Raw genomic sequence first — 26,492 nt, 5'->3', positions numbered from 1 at the left:
CACGACCCCTGGAGCTCCCCATGACGAGCCACATGCTCGCCGGTACGTGCCCTGAGTGCGAGATGGACCTGACCGTACCTGCGATGGCCCCAGGAGAGACCTTCGTCTGCCCCGAGTGCATGCTCACCCTGCGCATCGAGGAGATCAGCGAGGCCGGTCGTATGACCCTGCTCATGGTAGAGACCCAGCTCCGTGACTGGGGCCAGTGACGTGTGGCGCACCATTGCCGTCGCCGCGGACCGGATCGGCTGGGAGGAACGCCGGCTGATCACCGCCGCGCCGGCGCTCGGTCTGCACCTGGAATGGGTCAACGACGAGTCGATGTGCCTGGGGCACCCCGACGCCCCGCCGCTCGCGGGCTACGACGCGGTGCTGATGCGCAGCCGCAGCTATACCCGCGGCGGGCTCATCGCCACCCTCGCCGAGGCCGCCGGGATTCCCACCCTGAACACCGCCCGAGCCATCCAGGTCTGTCAGAACAAGGCGGTGCTGCGCACCGTGTTGCGTAGCGCCGGCATCACCGTCCCGGACTTCCGGCTCGTGCTCTCGCGCAAGGACTTCGAACGCTGCCTGCGGGACATGAGGCTGCCCCTGGTCCTCAAACCCGTCTTCGGCGGCATGGGCAGACGGGTCACCCTGCTCCGGGACGCCGACACAGCTCCTTCCGTGTACGACTATGTCGAGGACCTCGGGCACGCCTTCGAGCAGGCGTGCCTGGTGGAGCCGTACCTGGGCGAGAACTCCGTGCGCTGCATGGTCGTGGGCGGCGAACTGGTCGGCGCCGTCGAGTTCGCCGGCGATGGCACCGACTGGCGCAGCAACGCGGCGCTGGGCCACCGTGTCCGTGCGGTGGCCCACGACCCCGACCTGCGCAAGCTTCTCGACGATGTGGTGTGCGTACTGGGCCCCGGAATCTATGGAGTTGACCTCTTCCGTACGTCTGAGGGCTACCTGGTCAACGAGGTCAATCACACCCCAGGCTTCAGAGCACTGGCCACGGTGACCGGGGTGGACATCCCCTCGGCCATCGCCCACCACGTCCGAGAGGTGTGCACATGATCCGGGCAGGGGTGATCGGCGCCTCCGGACTCGCCGGGGGCGAACTCATCAGGCTGCTCACCCAGCACCCCGCCCTGGAACTGACGTTCCTGGGCGGCTCATCGAGCGTCGGCATGCATGTCGGCGAACTGCACCCCGGCATGCGGATCGACCCTGCCCTCACGGTCCAGCCGGTCACCGAGGCGGCCACCGCTCACCTCGACGTGGCCTTTTTGGCCACCCCCGCTCCGGTCTCGGCGGATCTGGCCGCCTTGCTCACGGACCGGCTCCCGGCTGTCATCGACCTCAGCGGTGCCTTCCGCATCCGCACCCAACGACTCCATGACCGCTGGTACCCGAAAGTGGAGCGCCCCGCGGACCTGTTGGACCGTTCCGTATACGGCGTGCCGGAACTGGTCGGTGAACAGCTGGACGGAGCCGCGCTGATCTCGCTTCCCGGCTGTCACGCGACCGCGATCACCCTGGGCCTGGCACCCCTCATTCTTGGCATGAGCCTGAAACTGAAGATGGTGCTCGTGGACTCCAAGAGCGGGTCCAGCGGCAGCGGTCTGCACTTGCGCACCGCCGGTCTGCATCCCTGGCGCAGTGCAGCCATCACGCCGTACGCCCCGACCGGCCACCGGCACGCCGCAGAGGTCACCGATTTCCTTCGGCGCACGAAGCCCGGATCGATCGGCTCCTTGAGTATGTCGGCATACGGCGTCCCCACCGTGCGGGGCCTGCTCGCAAGCCTCTACGTGTTCACCGACCGAACCGTCAGTCAACGTGAACTCCAGCGAGCTTACCTTCGCTTCTACCGGGGGCACCCGTTCGTTCGCCCGCGGCGGCATACCGAGACGCGGATTCCGGTGCCCGATCCGCAGGCGGTGCTCGGATCCAACTTCTGTGACGTGACGGCACTCGTCGACGAGGACGGCGGCCGCATCGTCGTCCTTGCCGCACTCGACAACCTCGTCAAGGGAGCGGCAGGCCAGGCGGTGCAGGCTGCGAACCGCCGGTTCGGCCTTCCTGAGGAGACGGGTTTGACGATGCAGCCGGTGATGCCCGCATGAGCGCGACGCCCCAGCGGACGCCGACGATCGTCGTCAAACTCGGCGGCAGCTGCGTCGATCTGCTCGACGGCCGGTGGTGGGACGACCTGGCCCACCAGGCGCAGGAGCGGCCACTGATCCTCGTCCACGGCTGGTCCCGCCCACTACAGCGGCTCGACCCCCGCCACCGGCGGCCCTCGGCGATCCTGCGCGATCGGTACGGCAACCAGAGCCGCTGGACCACACCGAGTGTCCTCGACGACATCAAGACCGTCAGCTCGGCAATGTATGAGGAGATGAGGCGACAGCTCACACAGCGCGGTGTCACTGTGGAGCGGCTGGTCGGCAGCGGAGGGCTGATCAGCGCGGGACCGGGGGAGCGGCTGTGGTGGAAGGACAGGCAGCTCATCGAGCTGGAGAACCTCGTCGGTCCGCCCACGGGCATCAGCGCCGCCATGCTGGACCACACCCAGCCGGGCCATGTTCTGGTGGTGACGCCACTGGCGCGCAACTCGGCCGGCCGGGAGGTCAATACCGACGCCGACCGGGCGGCGGCCGCGATCGCCGGAGGGATTGGCGCCGCAGATCTGGTGCTCGTCACTGATGTCCCCCACCTGATCGTCGACCAGCAGCCAGTACGTGAGATCACCAAAGAGGCAGCGATCAGCCTTCGCGACAAAGCCACCACCGGCGGAATGCGCAAGAAGCTGCGGGCCGCATGCGAAGCCGCGGACCATGGCGTGGGGCGGGTCGTCATCGGCAACGCAACCCTCACCGCCCTGCTTGCTTCCCACACCGGAACTGTCATCACTCAATCCTGAGGAGGCCAGACACGTGCTTAGCCCTCACGTCCTGGTCGTCGACAACGGAACGCTGTCATTACCCCAACTACGCAGATGCCTGGAAGAACTGGGCTCGACGACGGCCACCGTGGACACGGCCTCGGTGCCCGCACGACTCGAAGGCCGCTACCAGGCAATCGTGCTGAGCGGCACCAAGGTGCGCGCCCACGATCGTGAGCACTACACACCCCTCATCAACCTCATCAGGGGCACCGACGTCCCCGTACTCGGCATCTGCGGCGGCATGCAGATCCTCGCAGTCGCCGCAGGCAGTCGCCTCTTTCCCGGGCCCCAGCGCGTGGGGCGCAGCGAGGTACAGGTCGACCCGCAGGAACCGCTCTTCGCCCACGTGCAGCCGACCGTGACGCTTTTCCAGCGGCACACCCTCTACCTGCGCACGCCCCCACCCGGCTTCCGCGTCATAGGCCGCTCCCAGCAGGCGCCCGTGGAGTTCCTCCGCTCGGACGACGGCCGGCTCATCGGCTCGCAGGCCCACCTGGAATACCGGGACCACGGCCGGGAAATCCTGCGAGGCTTCACTCACTTCTACCAGTAGCTGAAGCAGTAGCCATGGCCTTTGGATCTGCCCCGGGGAGGCAATGTGACGGAAGACGCAGACTGGCAGGGGCGACCAAGCTCTAAGAGGTCCTACTGACCTCTCCGATGAGTTGTCGGGGAGTGTTACGTCGTGAAAGACAGGCCAGTGCCCTCCAGGCAACCATCGATGAGGGGTGGTGTGTACTGGATGTGTCTCAGGCCGCTGCGGACGGCCCGGACGAGGCGGTCCCGGCTGGCGAAGACGGTATTCGCCGTCATGGCCCGCCGCAGAAGAGACCACACCCCTTCCACGGGGTTCAAGTCCGGTGCGTACGAAGGGAGCTGGATGATGGTCAGCCAGTCGTGCTCGGCTGCGTAGTCGCGGATTCCGGCACTGCGGTGGACGTTGAGATTGTCCCAGATCACGACGATGGGGCCGCCGAGTTGGAGATGAGCGCGCACGAGCAGGTCACGATAGTTCTGCCAGGTGAAGCCTCGTTGAGCGCCCAGGTGGTGGCCCTGGATCCGTGGCCGGTAGATGAGCCGGCTGCGTTCGCCGGGTTTGTAGCAGGCGAGTGCGGCCAGGGTCACTCGGCCGCGGGAGGCGCCATTGAACCGGACCACCGGGGTCTTCCCCTTCGGCGCCCAGGTGCGTCCACGATGCGACGTCATCGTGACAGCGGCTTCGTCCTCGAAGACGAGCCAGGCCCCGAGCGCCGCCGCGGTGGCTTTGCCGATGGCCAGGTCTCCTTAACCCAGCCTCCCGCACCAGGCGTCTCGGACCCCGTGGCACTCAACCTCAGTACCCGTACTCCGTGAAACGACAGATGGCCCAACCCCGCGCTCGCCCACAAACTGAACAACCCGCGTTGCACATGCGCGGATCGCCGCTTTCCTACGTATCTGGAAGCCCTGACTCGCCCATCCGGCGTTGCTGGGCATCCTCTACGAGGAGGGCCAGGTGAGCCTCCTCATGTGGGCGCACCCGTGCGATACGCCCGTGTTCGATCCCGGTCTGCTCTCGTCGCGGCCCGGGGGCAGGGGTGGTCGATCTTCTGGTGGCCGTAGCCGTCGGCAAGGTCGCGCAGCACGGCGACCTCGTCCTGCTGCGGGGGTGTGGCCTCTAGCGGGATGGCCCGGCGGTACCAAGCACCGGAGCGGCACGAGGCGGCCAACATCGTTGACCAGGGCGGATTGAAGGCCACGATGACCTCCTTGCAGGCGTGGAAGGGATGAGCCATGTGGACGTAGACCCGGCTGCATTCGAGTTGATCAAGCTGTTGCTCCAGGCAGGAAGCTCACGCGGAGAACGATGCTGAACACATCACGACTCAGAAAGTGACGCCCATGCGCCTCCGTACAGTGCTCGCCACCGTCGCTGTTACCACGGCGGCCATCCTGGCAGGCGCCGCCTCGTCCACCGCAGACGACGGGCCTTACATCGAGTCAACCGGCAACGGGCCTTACATCGGCACCGCGATGTCATCCACGGCCCTCACCAGTGACAACGGCAAGCTGTCGACGCTCACTGCTGCTGGGAGGGGTGGTTCCGGTATGCAAGATCATGGCGGCTACACCATGGAGATGACAGAGGAGAGCTTGCGGCCAGGCAGTGACTTTGCCCCTCTGTAGGGGCGCTGCCACCGTCAGGCGGCGTGGAGAGAGCTGAGATCAGCCGGACGCGCAGCCGAGAACCTGGCATGTCCCGGCTGTCCGCGCTACTCAGCTGAGGCTGTTCGGGACCGCCGGGGGTAGGGAGGGCGTTCGCCGCGTCCAGACGGGTGGCGGGGAGGTCATGGGCGTGCCTTAACGCGTACCGGGCTGGTTCACCTGGGACAACGACCAGGAGGAGCCCCCCTCGTGCGCACTTTCGCCAAGACGGCTGCCATCACCCTCACGACTGCTCTGCTCGCTCTCGCGCCGCCCGCCGCGGCCGTCGGCAATCCTGAACTGCTCCCAGCTGCCGACCAGATCCTGGCCCTTCCGGTCGAGGAGTTCGAGCAGACACAGCAAGTGGCGCCCTACGACTGGTCAAACGATGGGTGCTCTGTGCCGGGCGGGATGGCCCCCTACATGAAGCTGTTCACCCCCGCGTGCAAGCTGCACGACTTCGGCTACCGCAACTACGGCACCCGCAACCAACACCTGAGCCTTGACCCGACAGGTCCGCGTAAGCAGCAAGTCGATGAGCGGTTCCTCGCCGAGATGCGCCGTCTGTGCGACAAGCACAGGCCCGGCCTCATCCGCAACAAAGCGTGCCACGGTGCAGCCCATGCGTTCTACGACGCAGTCCGCATCGGTGGCCACAAGGCCTTCTACGCCTAAAGAATGTTGCACAAGGCAGCGTTCGGGCAGGAGAAGGTGACCTTGTCGACGGGCAGTGCCGGCTTCTACACCGGCACTGCCACGGTCCGCGGCAGCGCGGAGGCGGGCGAGTACAACGTGGACGTGGACTGCGCGGGCGGTGTCTCCTCCTACACGCTGAACGTGGCCGGAGGCGTGATGCCCCATCCGCCGCGTCCGCATCCCACGCGGGGTTCGCACGCCGGGGCCGGTGGTACGAACGACGGCGTCAACCTCGGCTACGTCGGGGGCGGCGTGGTGTTGATCGCCGGGGTGGGTGGCTATGCCTGGTTCAGGTCCCGCCGTACCGGCGAGCACTGAGGGTCAGGTCAGCGGTGCTTTGAGGGCGATGGCCCGGGCGGTCTGCTCGGGGATGAGGCCCAGGGGTTTGCCGGTGGATCGCTGGGCGCTCTTGCGGGCGATCTGGCCGGCGATGTTGGTGGCGGGCTGGATCTCTTCGCGCGGGGTGCTGTGCGGCACCGTGGAGGGCGCGTGCGGTTGGGCTGCGAAGGCGGCGATGGTGGGCAGCGCGGTGGCGGCGAGAGCGGCCAGGACGATGAAGAGGGCTCGCAGGCGCGCGGACACGAGACGAGGGCCTTTCTGGCTTGACTGGATTGGGGGCGCGCCAAGGCCTGCACCGGCTGTGTCCCACCGGATCCGGTGCGGGCCTTGGCCACGGGAATTGCTCGCCAACGGGGGTCCGCAGAGGAGGGGAGGCCTCATCCCGGGTGACGAGTGGTCAGGACGGCACAGTCCTGGCCTTTGGGGGCCGCTGTCAGGCGGCCGGTGCCAGATGGACCTGGCCGGGGTCGGCGCTCGGGGCGACCGGCGTCGGCGCGGGCTTGGTGTCGTCGGCCGGCTTCGGCTTGGGTGCGGCGTCCGGCAGGACGTCCGGGGCCGGGGTCTGGTCGCCGGCCGGCACCGGGTCGGGGGTGGGCTCCGGGTCGGGGTCCGGCGTCGGGTCCGGGTCCGGGGTGGGGTCGGGGTCCGGCTTCGGGGCGGGAGTGGGGTCTTCCTTCACCTGGTCCACCCAGGAGCGGAACTGGCCGTCCGGGGAGAGGACGACGTGCAGTCCGTTGTCCTCACCGGCGGCGGAGCGGCCGTTCGCATCCAGGGTGCCCAGCTTGGCGCCGCGGCCGAAGATGTCGGCCTGGTAGTGGTTCGTCGCCAGCTTGTAGACCTTCGCCGAGCCGCTGCCGCCGGCCAGAGCGTGGGTGGAGACCAGGACCCGCTTGTTCGGCGTGGGCTTGGGCTTCGGCTTGGGGGCGGGCTTGGCCCGGTCGACCCAGGACGTGACCGCTCCGCGCGGGGTGAGCTTGACGTGCAGACCGTTCAGGTCGGCCAGGGCGGTCTTGCCGAACGCGTTCAGGGTGGCGATCTTCTTGCCGCGGAAGAGGACGTCGGCCTGGTATTTGCCCTTGCCGAGCTTGTAGACCTTGGCTGTGTGGCCCTTCGACGCGAGCTTGACGGTCTTGACGTAGACGCGCTTGTGCTTGGTCTTCGTATGCGTAGCGGCTTCGATCGTCACCGTGGCGGGCGTGTGCTGCGTGGCGGCTATCGCGCCGGAGGCGGCACCGAGCGTGATCGCCGTGGCGGCGGTGGCGGTGATGATGCTGGTGCGCAGGGCGCGGGGAGTAATACGCATGGGGGGAAGGCCCTCTCGGGTGCGGTCTCTCGTGGGGATCGCCGCCCTGGTGTGCGGCGATAACCACGAAGTTACGCACCTCACATCAAGCACACCCATAAGAGATGTAACAACCAAAAGGTATATATGCCGCAGATTCTTTACGGAGCCCTCAGGGTTGCCTGGAAGGTTTCTCGTAGGTTCCCCGGATGCTCCAACAGTCCTCCGCCATGTACTGCCCCTTTCACGGCACCCAGGACGAGTGCCTGCGAGTCGTCCGCGTCGTCATCGGGGGCGGCCTTTTCGCCGCCCCCTCCCCACACGCGCCCGTCGCCTGCAGATGCCGCGTCGTCCGACCCGGTACCGGCTGCTCTCGCGCCACCGGGCTCGCGGGGTCGGTCCGTGCGGTAGCGGGGGTCGTGAACGGGTGGGGCGCCCAACGACACTGGGCGTCGACGCCCGCGATGAGCGCCAGGTGGCCTACGCCGACATCCAGGCCCTCGTCGAGGCCTCCTGCGAGCACGGGCGCAGCGACTCCACGCTGGGGCAGATGCGAGACACACTTACCGAGGTGCAGTCCGCTCTCCAGCGCGCCCAGCTCCACGCCGGACCGGACGCGGGCGACCGCCGGGCCCAGGCCCTGCACTGGCATGTCGCCCGCCTCATGCTCGATCACGTCCGCACGGTGTGGCCGACAGCAGGCGGGCACTGACGGACCATGGGGTGCGGGTCGGTTTACTGCTGCTCGCAGGAGTAGGCGAGCAGTGTCATCTTGCGCATGAACTGGTTGTACTTGCCGCCACCCTGCTCGACCGGCTCGAAGCTGGCCGGGACCTTCTCCTTCCACGTGTAGCAGACGAGCGCGGTGGTGCCTGCGGCATCCTGGACGCGGAAGTTGCGGTGCATGGCGTGGACGGCGGTGGTGTCTGCGGGACGGGTGCACTCGGAGCCGACGATCATGACTCTCGGCTTGCCGTTCGGCCCGGTGGAGGGCTGCGTGGCCTTCAGGGTTTTGCAGGTGTAGGTCGGCATGGCGGTCGTGGTGACCGGGGCGGCGCTGGCAGCACTGGCAGCACTGGCCCCGGCTAGGGCAGTGGCGGCGGCGAGGGTGGCGGTGGCGAAAATCGTGCGCGGGCTCATGGTTCCTCCGAGGTGGTGAGCGATTTGGCGGAGGGAGATTCACCGTCCCGGCCAGCCGCGAAAACGATCATGGGCTGTCTGCGGGAACGCCACCGCCCTATCGGGGACCGGTGATCGCTCTTCTGGGCGACGGGCAAGCGGCTCTGGGCTTCGGTGCATGCCCACGCTGACGGCCCTGCGCACGCCACACCCTGATAGGCGGCGGCCTCGCCTCTCATGCCGCCCTGGGGCCACAGCACGTCACCGCGGGCCCGGTGACGGCGGCCTTTCCAGCCCAGACTCTGGGCGGCCTCGAGGGCGGTGGGGAAGTCGCCGCTGATGCGGGCAAGGTGGGCCAGACCGCGGCGGGCAGCGGGGGCGAGGTGGCGCGCCGCTGTCGGCGACCAGATGCATGCGGTGCCGCGATTCTGCCGTGCGGCCGAGGTCGCGCTGGGCTTTGGCCTGGTAGTACACCGCCATCTCGGAGAGCTCGGTGGGCAGCAGCCCGGTGTCGATGACTGCCTGGAGCCGATCGACGGTGCGTTCACGGTGTTCGTGCTGGCGCCGGGCCAGCGTGCTCAGCACTTCCACCAGGGCATCGGCCGCACTGTCCAGCTCTCGCCCGCCTCCGAGGGGCGGGATAAGCGGCTCCCAGACGGAGTCGGCGACGTACTGCCACGCGGCGGCGGTGAGCCAGTCCAGGTCGAGGCCCAAGTCGGCGGCCAGGGCGAAGCCTTGGCGCAGGCTTGCGACCAGCAGCCTCCGGTCGGGCCCGGGGCGCTGGCTGATGACTGAGCCGAGGCGCGGTAGTTGTCACATAGGCAGGCTGTTGCCACCCGCCGCCTTCCGATTCGTTCCTCGGTGCGTGGCAGGAGGATGTGTCCCTGCCTCTCATGTGAGTTGTTGCCACCACCAGGAAAGACCTGGAATATCCACTGGGTCGGGCTCGACCTGGGCGAGCGGACCGGGAGTGATCGCCAGCGGCGCAGATGCTCCCCTGTAGCGAGGGCTGGCTGCGTGCCAGGGGAGGACGTTTCCGATCATGCGGCCGCAGTCGTCCATGAGCCGTCTGAGTGGTGCGCTGCCGTGGGTGGCCTGCTGCGCACGAAGCCTGAGAAAGAGCAGCATGGTGCGATTCCAGACGGAGACGGCCTCGGCGACGGCCTCCTGGGGCGAACACTGGCGCTCCCTTTGGAGACAGGTGACAAGGTTGTTCGTGCCGCCTCCGTCGTGCGTGTCCTTACTGAAGGAGTAGAGGTCGTTTGCCCAGCCGATGAAGAGGCTGGTCATCTCACGGATGGCCTGGACTGCGGGGTGGTCGAATTCCGCTGAGGGAATCTCCTGGCCGTTGCAGATCTCTGCGGCGGCGACGAGGGCCGGTCCTGCCGCGAGGTTGAGGCGCAGCGCCACGTTGGTGTGGAGATCGGGTGTCTTGCCTCGCAGCCGGTAGCTCGCCTCCCAGGGAATGGCCTGGAAGTAGGCGCGCTGCCCTTCGACGAGGCGCCTGTACTGCGTGGGGGTGGCCATCCTTCGGAAGCCGCCCATGACATCCAGAAAGGATGGCAGGAAGGGCACGTCGGTCAGTGCCGCGTCCGGGGCTTCCTGCGCCCGCTGCAATGCAGAGCACACGGTGATGACCTCGTCCAGGGAGGTGCGCGACTCGAACCAGTCGTCATAGGCGAAGCCCAGGTAGACGAATCTCCCCGCGACTTGGAGACGTTCGATGTCCGCGTGAGGACTGGAGCCTGAGCTCAGGTAGGAGCACTTGCTTCTCAGCAGGCGTTCCCGTAGGTCCGGGTCCTGGGGGATGGCGCAGGCGCGCATCCATTGCGAGGCCGCTTTGTCGATGGCGGGTGCGTGGGAATGTTGGGAGGCGGGGAACGGGCAGTACAGGGTGGGCACGTTAAGCCGTGGCTGCTGCTTGAGATCCATGCGTTAAGGGTCCTTCGGCTCAGACGCGGTGGGCCAGGCGGTGAGACTGCCCGAGCCGGATGAACTGGTGGGAGAGCGGCCGATGTTGTTCAGCGTCGCGGAGCTGTTGGGTTCTGCCGGAGATCACACGTTCGTGGTTGCGTCTCTGGGCAGGGAGACAGAGCCCTGCAGAGCGTCCTGCGCGCGCTCGAGCGGGCCGGAGAAGAAGGTCCAAGCGGGCCCGGAGCCGAGAGCGTTGACGTAGGCGGCCGCGTCGGCCTCCTGGACGCGGGCGTAATCGATCATCTGTTGGAGGTCCCAGCCCGCTGGCAGGAAGTTCACGCCTCGCTCCGCGTCCTCCTCCCGTCCGAGGAGGATGTTGACCGCCTGGAGGAAGCGGCCGAAGGCGACTCCGTGGGTGCGGTGACTGGCGGTCCCGTCGTACCAGGACCACAGGTCGCAGAAGATCAGCACGGTGGCACTGCCCACGGCATACGTGTACTGGTCCAGGTCGGCTCGGCTGTTGATACGGAAGTCCCTGCTCACCCAGTCGGCCATGCGGTCGGCCATCGCCGCGATGGCTTCGGCCACGCGCGGGGCGATGTCCGGCGGGATCAGGGCAGCCCATTGCTGCAAGTAGCGCGTGACGTCGGGCAGCGCGTGGCGGTGCTCATCCATGAGGACGTCAAAATGCCCGGGGCCGGCCTGTGTCTGGAGCGCGGCACTGACCTGCTGCAATAGCGCTGCTCGATCAGTGGCGGGAAGTCGTGGGTGATCTTCAATCTCGTCGATGGCGCGCAGCATGAGATAGGTGCCGGTGCAAGCCTCGTTCAGCCCCGGCGGCATACTCATGATCGGCTCACACCAGGTGGTGCTGTGCTTCCGGACCATGGCGTGCGCATCCGCCAGAGACTGGCTCGGCGGTCGCCCCACCTCGTCCCTCACGCACTCCCATGCCGCTCTCGGGGAGGGGGCGGGCGGGGGTGAGGGCTTGCTGGCGGGCATCGACAGCGATGCGGATTGCACGGTTTTCCCTTCCTGTGGCAAACGCTGCGCCTCAGCCAATCAGGGTCAGGGCACGTCGGCTCAGCGCTCACCCGCACGTGGGCGTGGCGGCTGCCAAGTCACCAGTGGCTTCGTGCATCTCTAGGAACAGCGTTTCTCGAACGGTTCCGGAGTCAGTTTGTGATCAACCAGCTCGCGAATGTCGAAGAGAAATGACGGCACTGTCGCGGCTGCGAACGCGGGACGGCCAGCCGTCCGTCAGGGCGGCTGGCCGCGGGGTAGGTATCCGTCATGCGTAGCCGAACTGATCCCGATGTCAGGTGATCTGGTCCCGTGCGGTTCGACTGAGGTTGTCGCTCAGCGTGGAGTCGCGAGTCATACGCACATTTGGCAGTTTTCCTCGCCAGATCTCTCGCTCACCTGTGGTCTTGAATCCGTAGCGCTCGTAGAAGTGGACCGCTCGCTCGTTGTATTCGGTGACCCACAGGCGCATAGGTGAGCTTCCCGCCCAGGTGAGGAACTCGCTCATCATCCGGCCTCCGGCACCTCGGCCCTGGGCTTCGTTCAGCAGATACATCGGCCCGAGGGTGACCACCTCGTCCCGGCGACCGCAGAGGAAGCCGACGATCTCCGTCTCGGAGCGGACAACACGGCAAAACAGCAGGTCCGGTCGCTGCATTGCAGCCTCGATGAACTCCCGCCACTGGGCGATACCTTCTGCGGTGGCGGAGGCGCCGCGGTGCTCACGGATCCAGGTCTCATCGATCCCCGCCGCCTCGTTGGGATATGTCTGCAGCCAGATCCTCAACTGCAGAGGCCCCAGAAACGCGGCGTCGTCGGCATGGGGGACTTCGATCACGTGGGTCATGGCAGCCATCCTCACCGATGTTCCCCGAACGCTTCGCACGTTTTTTGGGCAGCGGTGGCAGAGATCAGCCGGCCTTCGCGGGCTCCTCGGCTCGTGCTCGGGTGCTGGCGAGGCGGTAGGAGTCGGTGCCGGTTTCGATGATGGTGCCGTTGAAGGTGAGGCGGTCGACGATGGCGGCGCAGAGGCGTGGGTCGGTGAACGTCTTGGTCCAGCCTCCGAAGGACTCGTTGGAGGCGATGGCGACGCTGTTCTTCTCCTCGCGTTCGGTCAGGACCTGGAAGAGGAGTTCGGCGCCGTGGCGGTCGAGCTCCATGTAGCCGAGCTCATCGATGCACAAAAGATCAACACGCCCGTAGCGGGCGATGGTCTTGTTCAGTTGCTTCTCGTCGGCGGCCTCGACCAGCTCGTTCACCAGCTTCGTCACAAGCGTGTAGCGGACGCGGTAGCCCTTCATCGCGGCCTTGGTGCCCAGAGCGATGAGCATGTGGGACTTACCAGTGCCTGAGTCACCAATCAGGCAGAGCGGCTGGCTCTTCTTGATCCACTCGCAGCTGGCGAGGGTGTGGATGGTCGCGGCGTCGATGTTCGGGTTGGCGTCGAAGTCGAACGCCCGCAAGGACTTCTCCCGCGGGAAGCCGGCCGCCTTGATCCGCCGCTCCGAACGACGCCGGGCCCGGTCGTCGCACTCGGCCATCAAGAGCTCTGCGAGGAACCCGCGGTAGCTCATCTGGTCCTTCAGCGCCCGCTCGGCGATGTCGGAGAACTCGTTGCGGATCGACGGCAGCCGCAGCAGCCGGCAAGCACTGTCGATTGCGGCGTCGGCGGCCTGTTCGGTCAAGCCACGCTGGCGGGGCAGGGTCACTGTGCTTCTCCCTCACGGTGGTCACCGCCGCTGGTGCGGCGGCGTCGGAGCAACTGGTCATAGGGGGTCACCGAAGGCAACGGCCTGGTGTCCGGAGGAAGATGGGCGAGCCGCCATTCGTGCAGGGAGGTCACCGTCGCCGACGACTTTCCGGAAACCAGCCGGTCGGTCGCTGGGGTGGGTTCGGTCTCGGCCTGGGCGGCCTTGCGGGCCTCCAGGGTAACCGCGTCCGCGGTCATGGCTCCGGCCCGCAGAGCGGCGGCCAGGCCGGCGACGACATGCTCGTGGGGAAGATGACGCCCCAGCAGGAGGACTCGATCAGGGCCCTGGTGCCGTCCCGTTCACCATGGATCTTGCGGGCCGGGTCCCACCAGGCGTCGTGGACCGGGGTGAACCTGCCTGCTGAACGGGCCTGTTCGAGCGCTGTGGAGCCAGGAAAGGCGCCGGGCTTGCGGACCAGGACTTCCAGGTAGTGGTCAAGGTCCAGACGAACGGCGCCCTTCGCGATCAGCCTCTCGTGCCGGGCCACTTCCACGTTCTGGTCGTAAACCACCAGATGAGAGGCGTGCAGCACGACCCGCACGCGTTTGCCAATCAGCCGGATCGGGACCGAGTAGCGGTTGGTGCGGACCGGGATCTGGCCGTAGCGGTCGACCCGAGGCGTGAACACTCGGCCCGTTTCGAACGGTTCCTCGGGCAGCGGCATCAGCAGTGGCTGTTCGAGGCCGAAGTACTCCGCGACGGTTTTGGGCCGGGCCCCGATGCGGCGGGCGTCGTCCTGCCGGTCCCATTGTTCAACCATCTCGTTCAGCTCGGCGAGCGAGGAGACCTCGGGCGTGTTGACTGAACTACGGGACGTTCTCTCCTTGTTCTTCGAACAGGCGGGATGCGGGGTGGTTACCGTCCTCTGCCATGGCTGAAGGTGCGGATGTTCCAAGGGACTTGGGCTCGTTGGTGGTCCCTCGAGTGGGCTCGCTCGTGGAGGCTGGCGATCTGTGGGAGCCGTATCGGCTGGTTGATCCAGCGGGGTTCCCAGTGGGTGCGGTGACCGCGTATCTGAGCGAATTGCAGGCGGCGGGGCGGCCCGCGACGACGCAACGTTCCTATGGAATGGACCTGCTGAGGTGGTTCCGCTTCTTGTGGGCGATCGAAATGCCCTGGAACGAGGCGACGAGGATCGAGGCCCGCGACTTCTCACGGTGGATCCAGATCACCGCCAAGCCTCCCCGACGCCGACGTACAGCTCAACGTGTACAACCTCGTACAGACCGGGCTGTGAATCCGATCACCGGGAAGCGACCGATCGGAACGACCTACGCTTCCTCGACGGTCGCGCACAGCGAGACGGTGCTCCGCAGCTTCTACGCCCACCATTTGGAGGCTGGGACCGGCCCGCTGGTGAACCCATTTCCGCTGGCCAGGGCGCCTCGGGTGAACGCGCACCACAACCCGATGGAGTCCTGGCGCCCACAGCGGTCGGGGCTGTTCCGGCCACGGCAGCCCCAGCGGATCCCCCGGCAGATCCCCGATGAGGTCTTCAACGAGTTGTTCGCGAGGCTGTCCTCGGACCGGGACCGGGCCCTGGTCGCCTTCTGGATCTCGACCGGGGCTAGAGCCTCGGAACTGCTCGGCGTCGTGTCCTCGGGCACGGAGCCGGGGCGGCAACTCGTCACGGTGGTCCGCAAAGGATCGCGCGCGACGCAGCAGCTGCCGGCGTCGCCGGACGCGTTCGTCTGGCTGCGGCTCTACCAGCAGCAGATGCACGGGCTGGTGCCTACCGGCCCGGATGTCCCGCTGTGGTGGACGCTGCGACGGCCGTTCCGTTCACTCAACTACCATGCCGCGCGGGCGATGTTCGTCCGCGCGAACACCACACTCGGGTCGAACTGGTCGCTGCACGACCTTCGGCACACCGCGGCCTACCGGCTAGCCCGCGACCCGCTCATGCCGATCACAGACGTCCAATGGGTCCTCGGACATGCCCGTTTGTCCACGACTCAACGGTATGTCGCGCCCACCGCCGAGGACGTCATCGAAGGAGTCCTGGCCCACCACCGTCGTCAGGCGGAGGGGCAAGCGGAGCAAGCGGCGCCGTCGCTGCACTATCGCCCGGAGAGTCTGGACGTGCTGTTCGGCCGGAGGCGGCCGTGACCACCAGCGCCATCACCGCAGCAGTGGCCACTCGGCCTTGGCAGCTCAGCGCGGAGGCCGAGGCCCTCTGGAAGAAGTTCCCGCCCCGCGCCAACCCGAAGAGCTGGCCCGCGACCCGAGTCTCCCGAGCCGCCGTGGTGACCCGCATGCTCACGCCGCCGTTCTTGGGGCACGACTCCAAAACACGCTGCAACCGGAAGCTGACCCTGCTCAAGGTGCTCGACTGGCTGGAGATGCAGCCCGGCAGCACGTGGCAGGAGCGGTGGGACGCCAGCGGCGTCGGGGCCGACGGGCGCGTGGACTGGCGGACCCGCCTCATCGACGACCTGAAGAGCGTCGACAACCTCGGCCCGCGCGGGGAACGGATCTTCAAAATCCTCGGCATGGGCCTGGTCCAGCTGATCGGCGGCGACGTCCTGCGGCCGGATCTGAGCTGGTTGATAGCCACCAACTCGCCCCTGCGGATCGCGAACGAGATGGAGCGCGTCCGCGACGGCGAGGCCATCGCCAAGCTCCGGGCCCTGCGGACCGCGAGCACGGTCGGCGACTCCACGGTGCTGCCCGCGATCGAGAAGATCGCGCTCATCATGGCGGCGAAGGGCGGCATGGTCGCCGACCTCACCCCCGGCGACTGCCTGGAACTGTTCAAGACCAGCAAAGAGGTCTTCCCGGGACCGGGCAAGTCCGCCCGACACAGCCCGTTCTGCTATCAGCTGCTGCACTCTCTCGGCGCTTTCCCTGCCGACGCGCCGCCCTCGGTCCGCATGTTCAGCACACGCTTCCCCGGCCAGCTCACCACCGAGCAACTCGTCGACCGCTACGACCTGGCCTGCCGCCCCGTCCGCGACCTGCTGGTCGACTACCTGAGAGAGCGTCAGCCCGGCGTCGACTACAACACGTTGACTGGCTTGGCGACCGCGCTGGCCTTGTGGTTTTGGAAGGACCTGGAGAAACACCACCCCGGAATGGACTCGCTCCGGCTCGCACCGGACGTCGCTGCGGCTTGGAAGCGACGCTTGCAGACCCGGATCGTCCGCAGCACCAACGAGCACGGCCAGGTCGTGGAATCTACGGTGGAACGGGCCACCGCCTCCGACACGCTGATGACCGTTCGCGCCTTCTACCTGGACTTGGCGCAGTGGGCCCTCGACGAACCCGCCCGCTGGGGCCCGTGGGCTGTCCCCTGCCCGGTCCGCGCCGACGACGTCCAGCACCGCAAGATGAAGTCCCGGCAGAAGGCCCGCATGGACCAGCGCACCCGCGAGCGACTTCCCGTCCTCCCGGCCCTGCTCGAAGCGGTTGACCGGAACCGCAAAGCCGCAGCGGCTCGCCTGGCTGCCGCCGAACACGTCCGCCCCGGCGAGCTGTTCACCGCCGGCGGACAGACGCTGCGGCGTGCGATCCTCAAGCGGCATTCACCTCACCTTTGGGCCGAAGAACCCGCAACCAGTCAGCGCCGGAACCTGGCGAGGGAGGAGAGCAACTCCTTCTGGGGCTGGGCCGCGGTCGAGGTCCTGCGCATGACCGGCATCCGGATCGAGGAACTGAGCGAGATCTCGCACCACAGCCTGGTCCAATACCGGCTGCCAAGCACGGGCGAGCTCGTCCCGCTGCTGCAGATCGCCCCGTCCAAGACCGACGAAGAGCGGCTCCTGGTCGTCTCCCCGGAACTCGCCGACGTGCTCTCGGCGATCATCTGCCGCGTCCGCGCCGACGATGGCGGCGTCCCGCTCGTAATCGCCTACGACCATCACCAGAAGGTCTGGAATCCGCCCATGCCGCTGCTGTTCCAGCGCAAGATCGGACTCGAGGACCGGCCGATCCCCATCGACGGCATCCGCACCCTCCTCCAGGATGCACTCGCCACCACCGGGTTCACCGACGCGACCGGCAGACCGCTGCACTTCGCTCCGCACGACTTCCGGAGGATCTTCACGACCGACGCCGTCATGAACGGCATGCCGCCCCACATCGCCCAGCTGCTTCTCGGGCATCGCGACATCAACACGACCATGGGATACAAGGCGGTCTATCCCGAGGAAGTCATCAACGGACACCGGGCGTTCATCGCCCGCCGCCGGGACCTGCGGCCCAGCGAGGAATACCGCAGCCCCACCGAGGAGGAGTGGGAGGAGTTCCTCGGCCACTTCGAACACCGCAAGGTCGCTCTCGGCGACTGCGGCCGAGCCTACGGCACCAGTTGCATTCATGAGCACAGCTGCATCCGATGCCCACTTCTGCGGGCCGCCCCGGCCCAGCGGCCGCGACTGGTGGACATCCGCGACAACCTCATCGACCGCATCGCAGAGGCCGAACGCGAGGGCTGGGCCGGCGAGGCCGAAGGGCTCAAGGTCAGCCTCGCCGCGGCCAACGCCAAACTCGCCCAGCTCGACAACCTCATCACCCACCGCGCCGCCGCCATCCACCTCGGCATGCCGACCTTCCCCGACGTCGCGGGACGTCACATCACCCGAAATCAGGGAGTAGTCACGGGCTCCTAGCCTTCTCGGCTGCCACCGTCCTTGACGCCTGCTCGCAGGCCCCACTCATCCAGACCTGAGTAGATCAACGCAGTGCGACCACGCGCGAAAGACAGTGTCTCGGCCTCCCCTGAATAGATCGCCACCAGTGAGTCGGCTCCTCGCCACCAGGTGTCGGCCATCCCCAGCACTTCGTGCACTGGCTCGAACTCATCCAGCACAATGCCGTCGACCTCGTCGCCAGTGACCTTGACGATCTTCTTTGCCCACATGGAGGCGTGGTGGGTCAGTGCGAGCGACTCGACCCAGCCCTCGACGGTGGCATGGAGGGGTGACCACTGACCAGCGTGAATACCAAACTCACCAGATGGCCCGATCATGAACGAGTAGGGAACGGCTGTCCGCTGCATACCTGCTTCGAACCACCACCCTTCGGACGCGGAGCCTTCGGGAGAATCCGCTGCGAAGTATCTCGGGCCGCCGTCGTACTCGGATGCAGGTGGCAGGACCAGGCCGCCCCATCGCTCTTGAAAGGCCGCCATCCGGTCGATGACCGTCGCGGGGATGTCTCGCTCAAGCCACCACTGTCTGTGTTCCTCCACGGTCCCGACGTCAACCTTGACGCCGTGCGCGCGGACGAACGATCGAGCTCGTTGAGTCAGGCCATCGGGCACATCGTTGAAGAGGTTGAGATTCACCAGCATGACGCTACTGCCAGGGCTCAACCTCGCCAGCTCCGAGAAGCCGGGTCCAACCAGCCCACAGGAACGGCCGAAGCAACGAAGAGAGAATCGTGGCCGAAGCCAAACGGCGGCGGAAGATCAAAATGGAACGGACAGACCAGCGTCGCGCAGACGAGCCAGAGCGACGGACACGCACTGCTGGAAAGTCCTCCCGTCAGCTCGCATCCCATGCGCCAACGGCCCGCCACTGGCGGCGAACGTCCACGCCGGCGCGTTGTCAGCCAGCCTTTCGGCGTCCATCCTGATCATGGCGCTCACACCCTGTTCGCCCAGCCACTCCAGGATCAGGAGTGTCACGTCCTCGACGCCGCGCTCCTCATCGATCTTCGGCCAACGGCCTCGGTTCCCAGTCATCACTCCGACTCTATCGAGGTCCTGAAGGCGGTCGAGGGGACCCAACCCGCAAGTTCAGAGAAGGGACGGGAACGAAGTGGTTGCGGCGGAAGTAGCCGATCATCCCTTCGACCCCACCCTTCTCATGGGCGCCCTCGATGCCGGGCCGACAGTAGAAGCTCTCAATGCCGAAGTGCGAACGGAAGGCGATCCACCGGTCGGCCTCAACTCTTCCCCGGCTCTGCCCCAGCACCCTGGCGACGGCGGCCTTCAGGTTGTCGTAGCGGACCTTGGCCCGGGGGACCCCGCCCAGAGTCCGCAGTGCGTGGACGTGGCCTTCGAAGAAAGCCTCCTGGCCGCACGAGGCGAACACGCGGTGGACGGCCTTGCCTGAGTACGACAGCCGGAAGGAGAACAGGTAGCAGGTCACCAGTTCGCCGGCCAGGCGCACGGTCACGTCACCGAAGTCGACCTCCGCTTCATGGCCGGGCAGGTGGGTCTGAGGGACGAACGCCTCAAGCGGCGCTTTGCCGGAGTCGACCAGAATTTCTGGCTTCCGGCCGGCGACGTAGTAGCGCACCACCCCGTAGGAGACGTCCGCCCCGTGCTCCTCGACCAGCCGGTGGAAGATCCCGGTGACCGTGTGCCGCTGCTTGCGCGGCGCGTCCAGATCCGCCCGCAGGATCTCGTCGATCACCGGCTTGTACGGATCCAGCGTGGTCGCTCGGGGCGGCAGTTTCTTACGAGGCTCCGGCCAGGACGAGTCCAACGCCTTGCGCACCGTCCGCCACGTCACGCCGTGCTTGCGCTCAAGCTCCCGCATCGACATGCCGCCGCGATGGTCACGCCGGATAGCCGCGTACAGCTCGACCTTCGACATCTGCGGCATGACCAGCACCTTTCGCCAAGAGCATCCCGATGCTGCCCTGGCAAGAGCCGCCGTGCCTCCCTACTGCTCGATAAAGCCATCACCAGGCACGCACCAGCAATGGTGGTATCGGCCGGCCCTGACTCCGCTGCGCGAGCAAGCTGGGCGCCAGGTGAAGTGGCGCACCGGGCCACCCGACAGCACCGGTTCGTGCACGCGTCCCTGTAGCGAAAAGATCACCTCGTCCCCGGCGGCCCGCCAGGAGACCGCCCACCGCCTCATCCAGCCCTCGCTTCCCGCCACAGCCCCATGAAACCGCCCCAGGTCACCTGGGCTTTCCGCTCTTTGCTACTGGTGAAAAAGGTTGCCGAACGAGCAGTTGTGACAAGCCGGATGCCTCGCCGGTGACAACCGGGCTGCTTCGACGAGTCTCGTTAACCAGCTCAATCAACAACGGCGGTGACAACTACTGAGTTTCGGCTCACGACCTCGTCCGCGGGCCGCCACCGGCATGCGTCGATCAGAGATTTGAGGGCTTGTCTTTCGTCGCGTTCGAGGCAGGCCTTGTGGAACCGTTTGAGCTCATCCATGGGGGCCTCGACGGCGATGGCACTGATCAGATGGTCGCCGTACGCGGAGCTCTCAGGCGGGCGGCCCGCGACATAGCGAAGAAACGTCTTTGTCCGCCACAGGCAATACAGCATAGGCGCCGGGGCGGTTCAGGCGGCTTGCTGGAGATGAAGGTCGCGGGTGGCGTCTTCGCGGACCTTCTGGCAGCTGCGGGTGATGAGGCGGGAGATGTGCATCTGGGAGACACCCAGCTCTTCCGCGATGCGGGACTGCGTCATGTCCTTGAAGAAGCGCAGGTAGAGGATGGTGCGTTCCCGCTCGGGAAGCTTCTTGAGGCCGGCTTTGGCTGCTTCCCGGTCGGCGATCAGGTCGTAGCTGGGCTCTGCTTGGCCCAGGGTGTCGGCGAGGCTGTACCCGTCTGGTGCGGCGCCGATTTCGGCGTCCAGGGACAGGCTGCTGTAGCTGTCCAGGGCCTCCATCCCATCGCGTACTTCATCCAGCGTGAGCCCTGCCCGCGCGGCGATGTCTTCGAGTCCAGGCTCGGCACTCTGCCCGGGTTGCTGCATCAGGTCGCGTCGGACCATGCGGACCTTGTTGCGCAGTTCCTGGACCCGGCGCGGGACACGTACGTCCCAGCTGTGATCACGGAAGTGGCGGCGCAGTTCCCCGGTGATGGTGGGGACGGCGTAGGACTCGAAGGCGCCGCGGTCGGGGTCGTAACGTTCAACGGCCTTGACCAGGCCCAGGGCTGCGACCTGCTTGAGGTCCTCGAGGCTTTCGCCCTTGTTGCGGAACCGGGTGGCCAGGCGGTGGGCCATCGGCAGCCAGGCCTTGACCAGTTCCTCGCGCAGCGCGTACCGCTCGTGGCCCTCAGAGGTGGAGGCGAGGCGGCGAAATGCCTGCTCGGTGGCGGGGGCGTCGTCGTGGAGGCGGTCGGGCATTAAACACTCCTCATCACTGTGGTCAGCGGGGGCGACCAAGGGCCGCAAGCCCTGGTCTTTCCTTTGAGAAGCGCCTGTTGTCCCAAGCACTTGATGACCGCCTGCCCCACGCCCCTGTGGGTAAACAGCCCCGGTTCGCCGGTGGCCACCTGCCGGCCAGAGGATGATTCGAGGCCTCGACTCGTGGCGCTGAGGCGCAGAGCGACCATGCAAAAGTGCGGGCGAATATCGCTCTGGCTCTGGGGCACAAGATGCGGTGCATACCCCTGGTAGTGGCTTTGAGGGAGGCCCCTGATGCTGATGGCACACCCCATCGTGCTGAAGAATCTGCTGGAGCAGTACGAGACGCTGAGCGCCCTGCATGCGGAGAACGGCACCAAGGAAGCACGTCAGTGCCTGGAAGACGTCGCCTACACGCTGTGCATATCGACCGGCACCCGCCGCATCGACGCCGCCCTCAGCGCCGCACGTCGCCAGCTTTCCGCGCCCCACGTAGAAGTTTCCGCTTCCCACGTAGAAGCCGGACCCTTCCTCACCGCCTGACGGCGCCGCGGGGCAGGCCGGGCGTGATGCTGCCCGTGTGGCGGCGCAGGAACGGGCCGAGCACGCGGGAGGCTGGGGCGGCCGCCGACCGCGGTCCGTCCGGCGCTGGCGTGCGACTTCGGCACCACCTCGCCGCGTCCATGCCCGAGGTAGCTGGAGCCGTGCAGGGCGTGGCCTTTGACAGGAAGAGACCGCCCAAGGCCGCCTATCGAACTCGATGGTGGGCCTAGTTCGAGGACCATTTCGACAGCGGCCCTGCCGCGGTGCCGACAGCCGGGGATGAGGTCGGCCGGTAATCCGGCCGAAGCCCTATGAGCCCACCGCGCCTTGCACGAAGCGCCGAAGGTGCGCACGCACGGTGTTGGGCTGCTCCAACCAGGGCTCGTGCCCAGCGTCGTCGACCCGGGTCAGCGGAAGATTGAGCCTGAGCGCGAGTGCTTCAAGCGCCGACACAGGACGGGGGTCGTCGGCCCCACCGAGGAGCTCCGCCCGCGCGGGTAGGCATGCGCGGAGCTCGGCAAGATGCTCATCGAGCGGGTCCGCGCGGCCTTCCTTGCCGAGCTCGCTGTTCATAGCCCAATTGACGGGACGCCGCCGCCGGGCACCCTGCGTGGCCCAGTGCCACCCGCGTTCGGGATCGGCGTGGTCGGTGAACCAGGCCAGTGTGAGCAGCTCGACTTCCTGCTCCTCCGTGCGGTGTGGCAGCTCCTCCAAGGCGCGGAGCTGCTCCTGCTGCGCTGCGGACATGCGGCGGCCGCGCTCCGCTCGGTCCCCGGTACGCCAATCACCGATGAATGGCCCGCACATCAGCAGCATTGCGGCAACCCGGTCAGGATGCGTCAGACAGAATCGGCTCGCCAGGTCGGTGCCGTAGGAGTGCCCGATCAGCACGGCCTTGGGCACGTCCCATGCGTCGAGCAGCTCGGCGAGATCGTCGACATGCCTGGCGAAGGAATGGCGGCCTCGCCACAGGGATTTGCCCGTGCCACGCTGGTCGTACCGGTACACGGGCGCGAGGTCCGCGATCATGGGGGCAATATCGCCCAGATAGTCCGGTAGCCCCGGACCACCATGGAGCAGGATCACGGCCGGTTGCCGAGCCGTGTCCCCCAACGCCATCCAACGTAACTGCGCCTCGTCGGTCATAGACGTGAGGCCCTGCATCTCTATCAAGGTCACCGCGGAGAACCTATCGGTGTCGCCGAGGCTCCGCCAAAGGTTAAAGAGCAAGCTGAGCGCCTGTGTCGGAACCTCTTGTCGTAGTCCAGGGCAGGACTTACGTCCTTGGAGCGGCGCCAGCAACCGGAGGGATCTTGTCGAGTAACGGCAGCAACTGGGGTTTCCGCCGGTCAGCGAGACCGCGAGCGGGATGCCTTGCCCGTCGACGATGAGGTGGTGCTTGCTGCCCGGCCGTGCGCGGTCGACCGGGCTGGGCCCGCTTTTGGGTCCCTGCGAGCGGCCCGGACGTGGGAGGAGTCGAGCACCGCCCGCGACCGGTCGAGCTGGTTCTTCGAGCGCAGCTTCTCCAGCAGGACGACGTGGAGTTGGTCCCAGACGCCGGCTTCGTTCCAGGCGGCCAGACGTCGCCAGCAGGTCATTCCCGAGCCGAAGCCCAGCTCCTGGGGCAGGTATTCCCATTGGATGCCGGTGTGCAGGACTGATGGCGGTCATGCCAAGCTCCCACGGGCGGCCATTTAGCGCCCCACTGATGGCCTCGGGAATCCTCACGTACGGCTGGCTAGAACTCCCCACCCGCTTGGACAAGTTCGCTCTGGGCAGCCCAGAGCGGGTAAAGAACAGCAGGGAGATCATGGAGATCCTTGAGGCGTATGACCTGACAGGCAGTTCCAGTAGAGGGGCCCTGGTGAAGCACGGCAGCGGCTCATCACCTGCGCCTTGCGACTTGCCACCTGGGCCGACAGGGAGGCCCTGTCTGCCCCACCACCGGCCTGACCCCTGCTCGGGCGGTAACCGGCGCACAGTCACCTGCCTGCAGAAGCCGCCCGGACTTGCCGCCAGGGAATGCGCAGCGGGGCGCGACCTGATCGTTACCGTGAGCGGATGGACTGGGAAGCCGGACCCGAACCTGCGCAGCCGATGCCGGCCCCGAGCAGCCCGTCTCGATAGGAGAAAAGCTGTGTCGTTTACGGTGTTCCCCTCGCTCCACATCGACCGGGGTCGAGTCGTCCACCTGGTAGAGGATCAGCCGGTACCCGAGGCGGTTCAGACCGACGCACTCGAAGTGGCTCTGCGCTTCCAGACCCAGGGCGCCCGCTGGGTCCATCTGGTGGCGGTCTCCGAACAGGCCCACGACGCCGACTTCGAACTCGCCCAGCGCATCGTCAGCGCCCTCGACATCAGCGTCCAGGTGCTGTTCTGCTCCGTGGCTGACCAGGACACCCTCCACCGTGCACTCAGCACTCACTGCGCCCGGCTGAACCTGGGCAGCGCGGCCCTGACTGACCTCGACTGGTGCGCCCAGGCCATCGCCGAGCACGGCGACCGTCTCGGAGTCAGCGCTCTGGTCCGCTCGACGCCGCAGGGACCGCGCGTGGTAACAGACGGCGGAGCCGGTGAGGTAGGTGGCCTGGGGGAGATCCTTGACCGTCTGGAGCACGCCGGCTGCGCCCGCCTGCTCGTGACCGACATCGGCAAGGAAGGCTCCCTGGCCGGTCCCAACCTCCCTCTCATCAAGGATGTCTGCGCGCGCACTGCCGTCCCGGTCCTGGCCGCTGGTGGAATCCGTCATCTGGAGGACCTGCGGGACATCTCCGCCCTCGCACCCTCTGGCGTGGCGGGTGCCGTGATCGGACGTGCCCTCTACACCGGGGCGTTGTCCCTTCCCCAAGCCCTCGCCCTCTAGCCTGCCAGCGGTGACCTGGATGCTCGGGAGAGTCTGGGCGCAGGGGGTGCTTGAAGCTGCTGGCCCGCGGGCGCCGGCGCATTGGCTCACGCCCGGGTGCCATCCACGTCCGGCCCTCGGGCCAGCGGACTGCCAGGTGGGCTCGGCTCTCCGACGGGAGGACTGTGGGCCCGATCAGTTCCCATCGCGCGTCGGAAAGGTGGGATACGGGCGCTGTCGCCTCATGTTTCGGTAGTACCGTCGCGCAGGCCGCCTCCACAGGGCGCAAACGAGGTCAACCGGGGGCGTGTTGAGATCAGACAGGAGCGAACGCAACGAAACGGGTCGCCGAACGACGACACGAATCCCTTGAGGGTTTTCCATCCTCATGCTGACGCGTGGTGAAGGACGAGGATGGCCTTCACCACGTCGGTGATGCGGTTGGTGCTGCAGCGGAGTTTCCGTAGCAGGCCGCCATCCCTTGATGGCGGCCATGGCCTGCTCGCCAATGCAGCGGATCTTGGCGTGGGTGGTGTTGTGCCGACGCTTCCATCGTTCGAGCCGTCGGCCGCGGAATGGGACGCGAATATGGCGGCTGGCGCCCTGATATGCCTTGTCCGCCCAGCACCTGATCCCGGCCTTGGCCAGGGCGTCGACGATGCCGTGCGTGCGGGCGGCTGTCAGGTCGTGGGTGGAGCCGGGCAGTGCGGGCGAGGCCCACGGCAGTTTCCCGAACGGGCCGGGGGGACCTGAACGTTCATGCCGTGGCGCTTGTGTCTCCCGGAGTAGTACGGGGTGTCCGCGGCGATCCGGTGTCGGCGTACACATGAAGATGCTCCGACTGGTACATGCGAACATGCACCGCTCGTTGTGCCGGAGCACGGCTGCTCCGTGGCCCGGCGCCCTGGTTCCAAGGTCGCTGTCGAGGTAGGTCCATCGGCCGATGTCCACCCCGAGCACCTAGGTGATCATGAGGTTGTCCGTTCGAGCCGAGGAGGAGCCATGCGGGTGGAGCAGGTGGACTGGGCGGAGGTTCCGGCGGGCTTGCTGCGTCGGGGTACGCCGGTCGACGAGGTGGCGGCTGTGGCCCGCCGCTATGCGGACACCGGGGTGCCGGTGGAGTGGTACGCGAAAGAAGCTCCGCGCGCGGAGATCCACATCCCGGCGTTCCGGATCGCCCGCACCCCGGTCACCGTCGGCCAGTGGGCACTCTTCGCAGCGGCCACCGGCCGACCGGTCCCACAGACGCCTGTGGACCACCCGGTCATCGGGGTCGCCTGGGAGGCGGCGACGGCCTACTGCCTTTGGCTCGGGCAGCGGCTCGGCCTCGGTGTGCGGCTGCCCACGGAAGACGAGTGGGAGCGAGCCGCGCGGGGCGACGACGGCCGGGAGTTCCCGTGGGGCGAGGAGTACCGCACCGGCCTGGCCAATCTGGTGGACCTGGGCATCGGCACCACGATGCCGGTCGGTTCGTTCCCCGAGGGCGCCAGCCCTTTCGGGGTGCTGGACATGGCGGGCAACGCCGACGAGTGGACCTCTACCCTCTACGCTCCCTACCCTGGCGCGCCCGCCGAGGTGCCGAGCAGCGAGGACTGGGCCTTCGACCGGCACATCACCCGGGGCGGCGCGTTCCGCCACGACCGGGACCTGGCCCGCTGCGCCCGCCGCCACGGCGCCTATGAGCCGGACCTCGAAGCGATCGGCGTGGGCTTCCGCCTGGCCGCACCGGCCGAGTAAAACCGGGCACCGTGTCGGCTTCATACGACCGACGGCGTCTCCTCAGAACTGTGCACTTATAGCGGGTCTGTCGCTGATCTTGT

General features: G+C 67.2%; 31 protein-coding genes and 2 pseudogenes. 15 read left to right on the top strand and 18 right to left on the bottom strand.

Features of this window, described 5'->3' with window-relative positions:
- The first annotated feature begins 20 nt into the window (after window positions 1-20).
- The 5 genes from ACWGI2_RS39840 to ACWGI2_RS39820 are packed head-to-tail and all read left to right on the top strand — an operon-like array spanning window position 21 to window position 3,488.
- On the top strand, window positions 21-209 hold the full coding sequence (locus ACWGI2_RS39840; protein ID WP_453398199.1) for a lysine biosynthesis protein LysW: 189 nt from the start codon (window positions 21-23) through the stop codon (window positions 207-209).
- On the top strand, window positions 193-1,059 hold the full coding sequence (locus ACWGI2_RS39835) for an ATP-grasp domain-containing protein (RefSeq protein WP_453700848.1): 867 nt from the start codon (window positions 193-195) through the stop codon (window positions 1,057-1,059). Before ACWGI2_RS39840 ends, ACWGI2_RS39835 begins: the two co-directional genes overlap by 17 nt.
- Entirely contained in the window at window positions 1,056-2,111 is a 1,056-nt protein-coding gene (gene argC / locus ACWGI2_RS39830; protein ID WP_453700846.1) for an N-acetyl-gamma-glutamyl-phosphate reductase, read from the top strand. Before ACWGI2_RS39835 ends, argC begins: the two co-directional genes overlap by 4 nt.
- Window positions 2,108-2,911 carry an amino acid kinase family protein gene (locus ACWGI2_RS39825; RefSeq protein WP_453700845.1) on the top strand — a complete coding sequence of 268 codons (804 nt, stop codon included), beginning with the start codon at window positions 2,108-2,110 and terminating at the stop codon, window positions 2,909-2,911. The genes argC and ACWGI2_RS39825 overlap by 4 nt, the downstream gene beginning before the upstream one ends.
- A 13-nt stretch (window positions 2,912-2,924) precedes the next feature.
- Entirely contained in the window at window positions 2,925-3,488 is a 564-nt protein-coding gene (locus tag ACWGI2_RS39820) for a type 1 glutamine amidotransferase (RefSeq protein WP_453700843.1), read from the top strand.
- Between the two features lie 125 nt (window positions 3,489-3,613).
- On the opposite strand, the gene ACWGI2_RS39815 is transcribed toward ACWGI2_RS39820, so the two are convergent.
- Window positions 3,614-4,141, bottom strand: a complete 528-nt coding sequence (locus ACWGI2_RS39815) for a transposase (RefSeq protein ID WP_453700841.1) — start codon at window positions 4,139-4,141, stop codon at window positions 3,614-3,616.
- Between the two features lie 299 nt (window positions 4,142-4,440).
- The gene (locus ACWGI2_RS39810; RefSeq protein ID WP_453398194.1) at window positions 4,441-4,674 is read right to left on the bottom strand and encodes a hypothetical protein; all 234 of its coding nucleotides are present in this window, start codon (window positions 4,672-4,674) and stop codon (window positions 4,441-4,443) included.
- A gap of 142 nt (window positions 4,675-4,816) precedes the next feature.
- On the opposite strand from ACWGI2_RS39810, the gene ACWGI2_RS39805 reads away from it, so the two are divergent.
- From ACWGI2_RS39805 to ACWGI2_RS39795, 3 genes are all read left to right on the top strand, one after another.
- Window positions 4,817-5,101 (top strand): hypothetical protein, encoded by a 285-nt coding sequence (locus ACWGI2_RS39805; protein WP_453398193.1) that lies wholly within the window; start codon window positions 4,817-4,819, stop codon window positions 5,099-5,101.
- A 228-nt stretch (window positions 5,102-5,329) separates the two neighbouring features.
- Window positions 5,330-5,794 (top strand): phospholipase A2, encoded by a 465-nt coding sequence (locus ACWGI2_RS39800; protein WP_453398192.1) that lies wholly within the window; start codon window positions 5,330-5,332, stop codon window positions 5,792-5,794.
- A 3-nt stretch (window positions 5,795-5,797) separates the two neighbouring features.
- Window positions 5,798-6,133, top strand: coding sequence for a hypothetical protein (locus tag ACWGI2_RS39795; RefSeq protein WP_453700840.1), 336 nt, complete (start codon window positions 5,798-5,800; stop codon window positions 6,131-6,133).
- A gap of 3 nt (window positions 6,134-6,136) precedes the next feature.
- Here ACWGI2_RS39795 and ACWGI2_RS39790 read toward each other — a convergent pair whose 3' ends face one another.
- The gene (locus ACWGI2_RS39790; protein WP_453700839.1) at window positions 6,137-6,397 is read right to left on the bottom strand and encodes a hypothetical protein; all 261 of its coding nucleotides are present in this window, start codon (window positions 6,395-6,397) and stop codon (window positions 6,137-6,139) included.
- A gap of 190 nt (window positions 6,398-6,587) precedes the next feature.
- Window positions 6,588-7,457, bottom strand: a complete 870-nt coding sequence (locus tag ACWGI2_RS39785; RefSeq protein WP_453700838.1) for a hypothetical protein — start codon at window positions 7,455-7,457, stop codon at window positions 6,588-6,590.
- 406 nt (window positions 7,458-7,863) lie between these two features.
- On the opposite strand from ACWGI2_RS39785, the gene ACWGI2_RS39780 reads away from it, so the two are divergent.
- Window positions 7,864-8,148 carry a hypothetical protein gene (locus tag ACWGI2_RS39780; protein ID WP_453398188.1) on the top strand — a complete coding sequence of 95 codons (285 nt, stop codon included), beginning with the start codon at window positions 7,864-7,866 and terminating at the stop codon, window positions 8,146-8,148.
- Between the two features lie 23 nt (window positions 8,149-8,171).
- Here the strand turns inward: ACWGI2_RS39780 and ACWGI2_RS39775 are convergent, their stop codons facing one another.
- Window positions 8,172-8,576 carry a hypothetical protein gene (locus tag ACWGI2_RS39775; RefSeq protein WP_453700837.1) on the bottom strand — a complete coding sequence of 135 codons (405 nt, stop codon included), beginning with the start codon at window positions 8,574-8,576 and terminating at the stop codon, window positions 8,172-8,174.
- A gap of 387 nt (window positions 8,577-8,963) precedes the next feature.
- Between ACWGI2_RS39775 and ACWGI2_RS39770 the strand changes: the two genes are divergently transcribed.
- Window positions 8,964-9,350, top strand: coding sequence for a hypothetical protein (locus ACWGI2_RS39770; protein ID WP_453700836.1), 387 nt, complete (start codon window positions 8,964-8,966; stop codon window positions 9,348-9,350).
- A 96-nt stretch (window positions 9,351-9,446) separates the two neighbouring features.
- Here the strand turns inward: ACWGI2_RS39770 and ACWGI2_RS39765 are convergent, their stop codons facing one another.
- The 6 genes from ACWGI2_RS39765 to ACWGI2_RS39740 all read right to left on the bottom strand — a co-directional run bounded on the left by ACWGI2_RS39765 (window position 9,447) and on the right by ACWGI2_RS39740 (window position 14,138).
- Entirely contained in the window at window positions 9,447-10,487 is a 1,041-nt protein-coding gene (locus ACWGI2_RS39765) for a terpene synthase family protein (RefSeq protein WP_453700834.1), read from the bottom strand.
- A 123-nt stretch (window positions 10,488-10,610) separates the two neighbouring features.
- Window positions 10,611-11,357 carry a squalene/phytoene synthase family protein gene (locus ACWGI2_RS39760; protein WP_453700833.1) on the bottom strand — a complete coding sequence of 249 codons (747 nt, stop codon included), beginning with the start codon at window positions 11,355-11,357 and terminating at the stop codon, window positions 10,611-10,613.
- A 430-nt stretch (window positions 11,358-11,787) separates the two neighbouring features.
- Window positions 11,788-12,339 (bottom strand): GNAT family N-acetyltransferase, encoded by a 552-nt coding sequence (locus ACWGI2_RS39755; RefSeq protein ID WP_453398183.1) that lies wholly within the window; start codon window positions 12,337-12,339, stop codon window positions 11,788-11,790.
- Window positions 12,340-12,403: 64 nt separating this feature from the next.
- Entirely contained in the window at window positions 12,404-13,201 is a 798-nt protein-coding gene (gene istB / locus ACWGI2_RS39750) for an IS21-like element helper ATPase IstB (protein ID WP_453700831.1), read from the bottom strand.
- Window positions 13,198-13,440, bottom strand: a complete 243-nt coding sequence (locus tag ACWGI2_RS39745) for a hypothetical protein (protein WP_453700829.1) — start codon at window positions 13,438-13,440, stop codon at window positions 13,198-13,200. Before ACWGI2_RS39745 ends, istB begins: the two co-directional genes overlap by 4 nt.
- Complete coding sequence (locus ACWGI2_RS39740) at window positions 13,437-14,138, bottom strand: Mu transposase domain-containing protein (RefSeq protein ID WP_453700827.1); 702 nt, start codon at window positions 14,136-14,138, stop codon at window positions 13,437-13,439. The genes ACWGI2_RS39745 and ACWGI2_RS39740 overlap by 4 nt, the downstream gene beginning before the upstream one ends.
- 107 nt (window positions 14,139-14,245) lie before the next feature.
- Here ACWGI2_RS39740 and ACWGI2_RS39735 point away from each other — a divergent pair, with 107 nt between their 5' ends.
- Window positions 14,246-15,352 carry a tyrosine-type recombinase/integrase gene (locus ACWGI2_RS39735; protein ID WP_453700825.1) on the top strand — a complete coding sequence of 369 codons (1,107 nt, stop codon included), beginning with the start codon at window positions 14,246-14,248 and terminating at the stop codon, window positions 15,350-15,352.
- Window positions 15,349-17,853, top strand: a complete 2,505-nt coding sequence (locus ACWGI2_RS39730; RefSeq protein WP_453700823.1) for a tyrosine-type recombinase/integrase — start codon at window positions 15,349-15,351, stop codon at window positions 17,851-17,853. The genes ACWGI2_RS39735 and ACWGI2_RS39730 overlap by 4 nt, the downstream gene beginning before the upstream one ends.
- On the opposite strand, the gene ACWGI2_RS39725 is transcribed toward ACWGI2_RS39730, so the two are convergent.
- From ACWGI2_RS39725 to ACWGI2_RS39710, 4 genes are all read right to left on the bottom strand, one after another.
- Entirely contained in the window at window positions 17,850-18,530 is a 681-nt protein-coding gene (locus ACWGI2_RS39725) for a hypothetical protein (protein ID WP_453700821.1), read from the bottom strand. The two genes, ACWGI2_RS39730 and ACWGI2_RS39725, sit on opposite strands and share 4 nt — an antisense overlap.
- Window positions 18,531-18,653: 123 nt before the next feature.
- Window positions 18,654-18,929, bottom strand: a complete 276-nt coding sequence (locus ACWGI2_RS39720) for a hypothetical protein (protein ID WP_453700819.1) — start codon at window positions 18,927-18,929, stop codon at window positions 18,654-18,656.
- A gap of 10 nt (window positions 18,930-18,939) precedes the next feature.
- The gene (istA, locus tag ACWGI2_RS39715; protein WP_453700817.1) at window positions 18,940-19,797 is read right to left on the bottom strand and encodes an IS21 family transposase; all 858 of its coding nucleotides are present in this window, start codon (window positions 19,795-19,797) and stop codon (window positions 18,940-18,942) included.
- 698 nt (window positions 19,798-20,495) lie between these two features.
- Entirely contained in the window at window positions 20,496-21,287 is a 792-nt protein-coding gene (locus ACWGI2_RS39710; protein ID WP_453398174.1) for a SigB/SigF/SigG family RNA polymerase sigma factor, read from the bottom strand.
- A gap of 294 nt (window positions 21,288-21,581) precedes the next feature.
- On the opposite strand from ACWGI2_RS39710, the gene ACWGI2_RS39705 reads away from it, so the two are divergent.
- Window positions 21,582-21,830, top strand: a complete 249-nt coding sequence (locus tag ACWGI2_RS39705; RefSeq protein WP_453700815.1) for a DUF5133 domain-containing protein — start codon at window positions 21,582-21,584, stop codon at window positions 21,828-21,830.
- A 309-nt stretch (window positions 21,831-22,139) separates the two neighbouring features.
- Here ACWGI2_RS39705 and ACWGI2_RS39700 read toward each other — a convergent pair whose 3' ends face one another.
- Window positions 22,140-23,009: an alpha/beta fold hydrolase gene (locus tag ACWGI2_RS39700; RefSeq protein WP_453700813.1), complete on the bottom strand. Its 870-nt coding sequence runs from the start codon at window positions 23,007-23,009 to the stop codon at window positions 22,140-22,142.
- Window positions 23,010-23,112: 103 nt separating this feature from the next.
- Window positions 23,113-23,488 (bottom strand): annotated as a pseudogene (locus tag ACWGI2_RS39695) (transposase); the annotation flags it as partial.
- A 479-nt stretch (window positions 23,489-23,967) separates the two neighbouring features.
- Here ACWGI2_RS39695 and ACWGI2_RS39690 point away from each other — a divergent pair.
- Window positions 23,968-24,693, top strand: coding sequence for a HisA/HisF-related TIM barrel protein (locus ACWGI2_RS39690; protein WP_453398171.1), 726 nt, complete (start codon window positions 23,968-23,970; stop codon window positions 24,691-24,693).
- 365 nt (window positions 24,694-25,058) lie between these two features.
- Here ACWGI2_RS39690 and ACWGI2_RS39685 read toward each other — a convergent pair.
- Window positions 25,059-25,484 (bottom strand): annotated as a pseudogene (locus tag ACWGI2_RS39685) (transposase family protein); the annotation flags it as partial.
- Between the two features lie 190 nt (window positions 25,485-25,674).
- Here ACWGI2_RS39685 and ACWGI2_RS39680 point away from each other — a divergent pair.
- Window positions 25,675-26,409, top strand: a complete 735-nt coding sequence (locus ACWGI2_RS39680; protein WP_453700812.1) for a formylglycine-generating enzyme family protein — start codon at window positions 25,675-25,677, stop codon at window positions 26,407-26,409.
- The last annotated feature ends 83 nt before the right edge of the window (window positions 26,410-26,492 follow it).

It is taken from the genome of Streptomyces sp. NPDC054866, assembly GCF_053610745.1.
The sequence above is the reverse complement of the archived record's forward strand: the minus strand, read 5'-3'. Positions and strand labels throughout refer to the sequence as shown.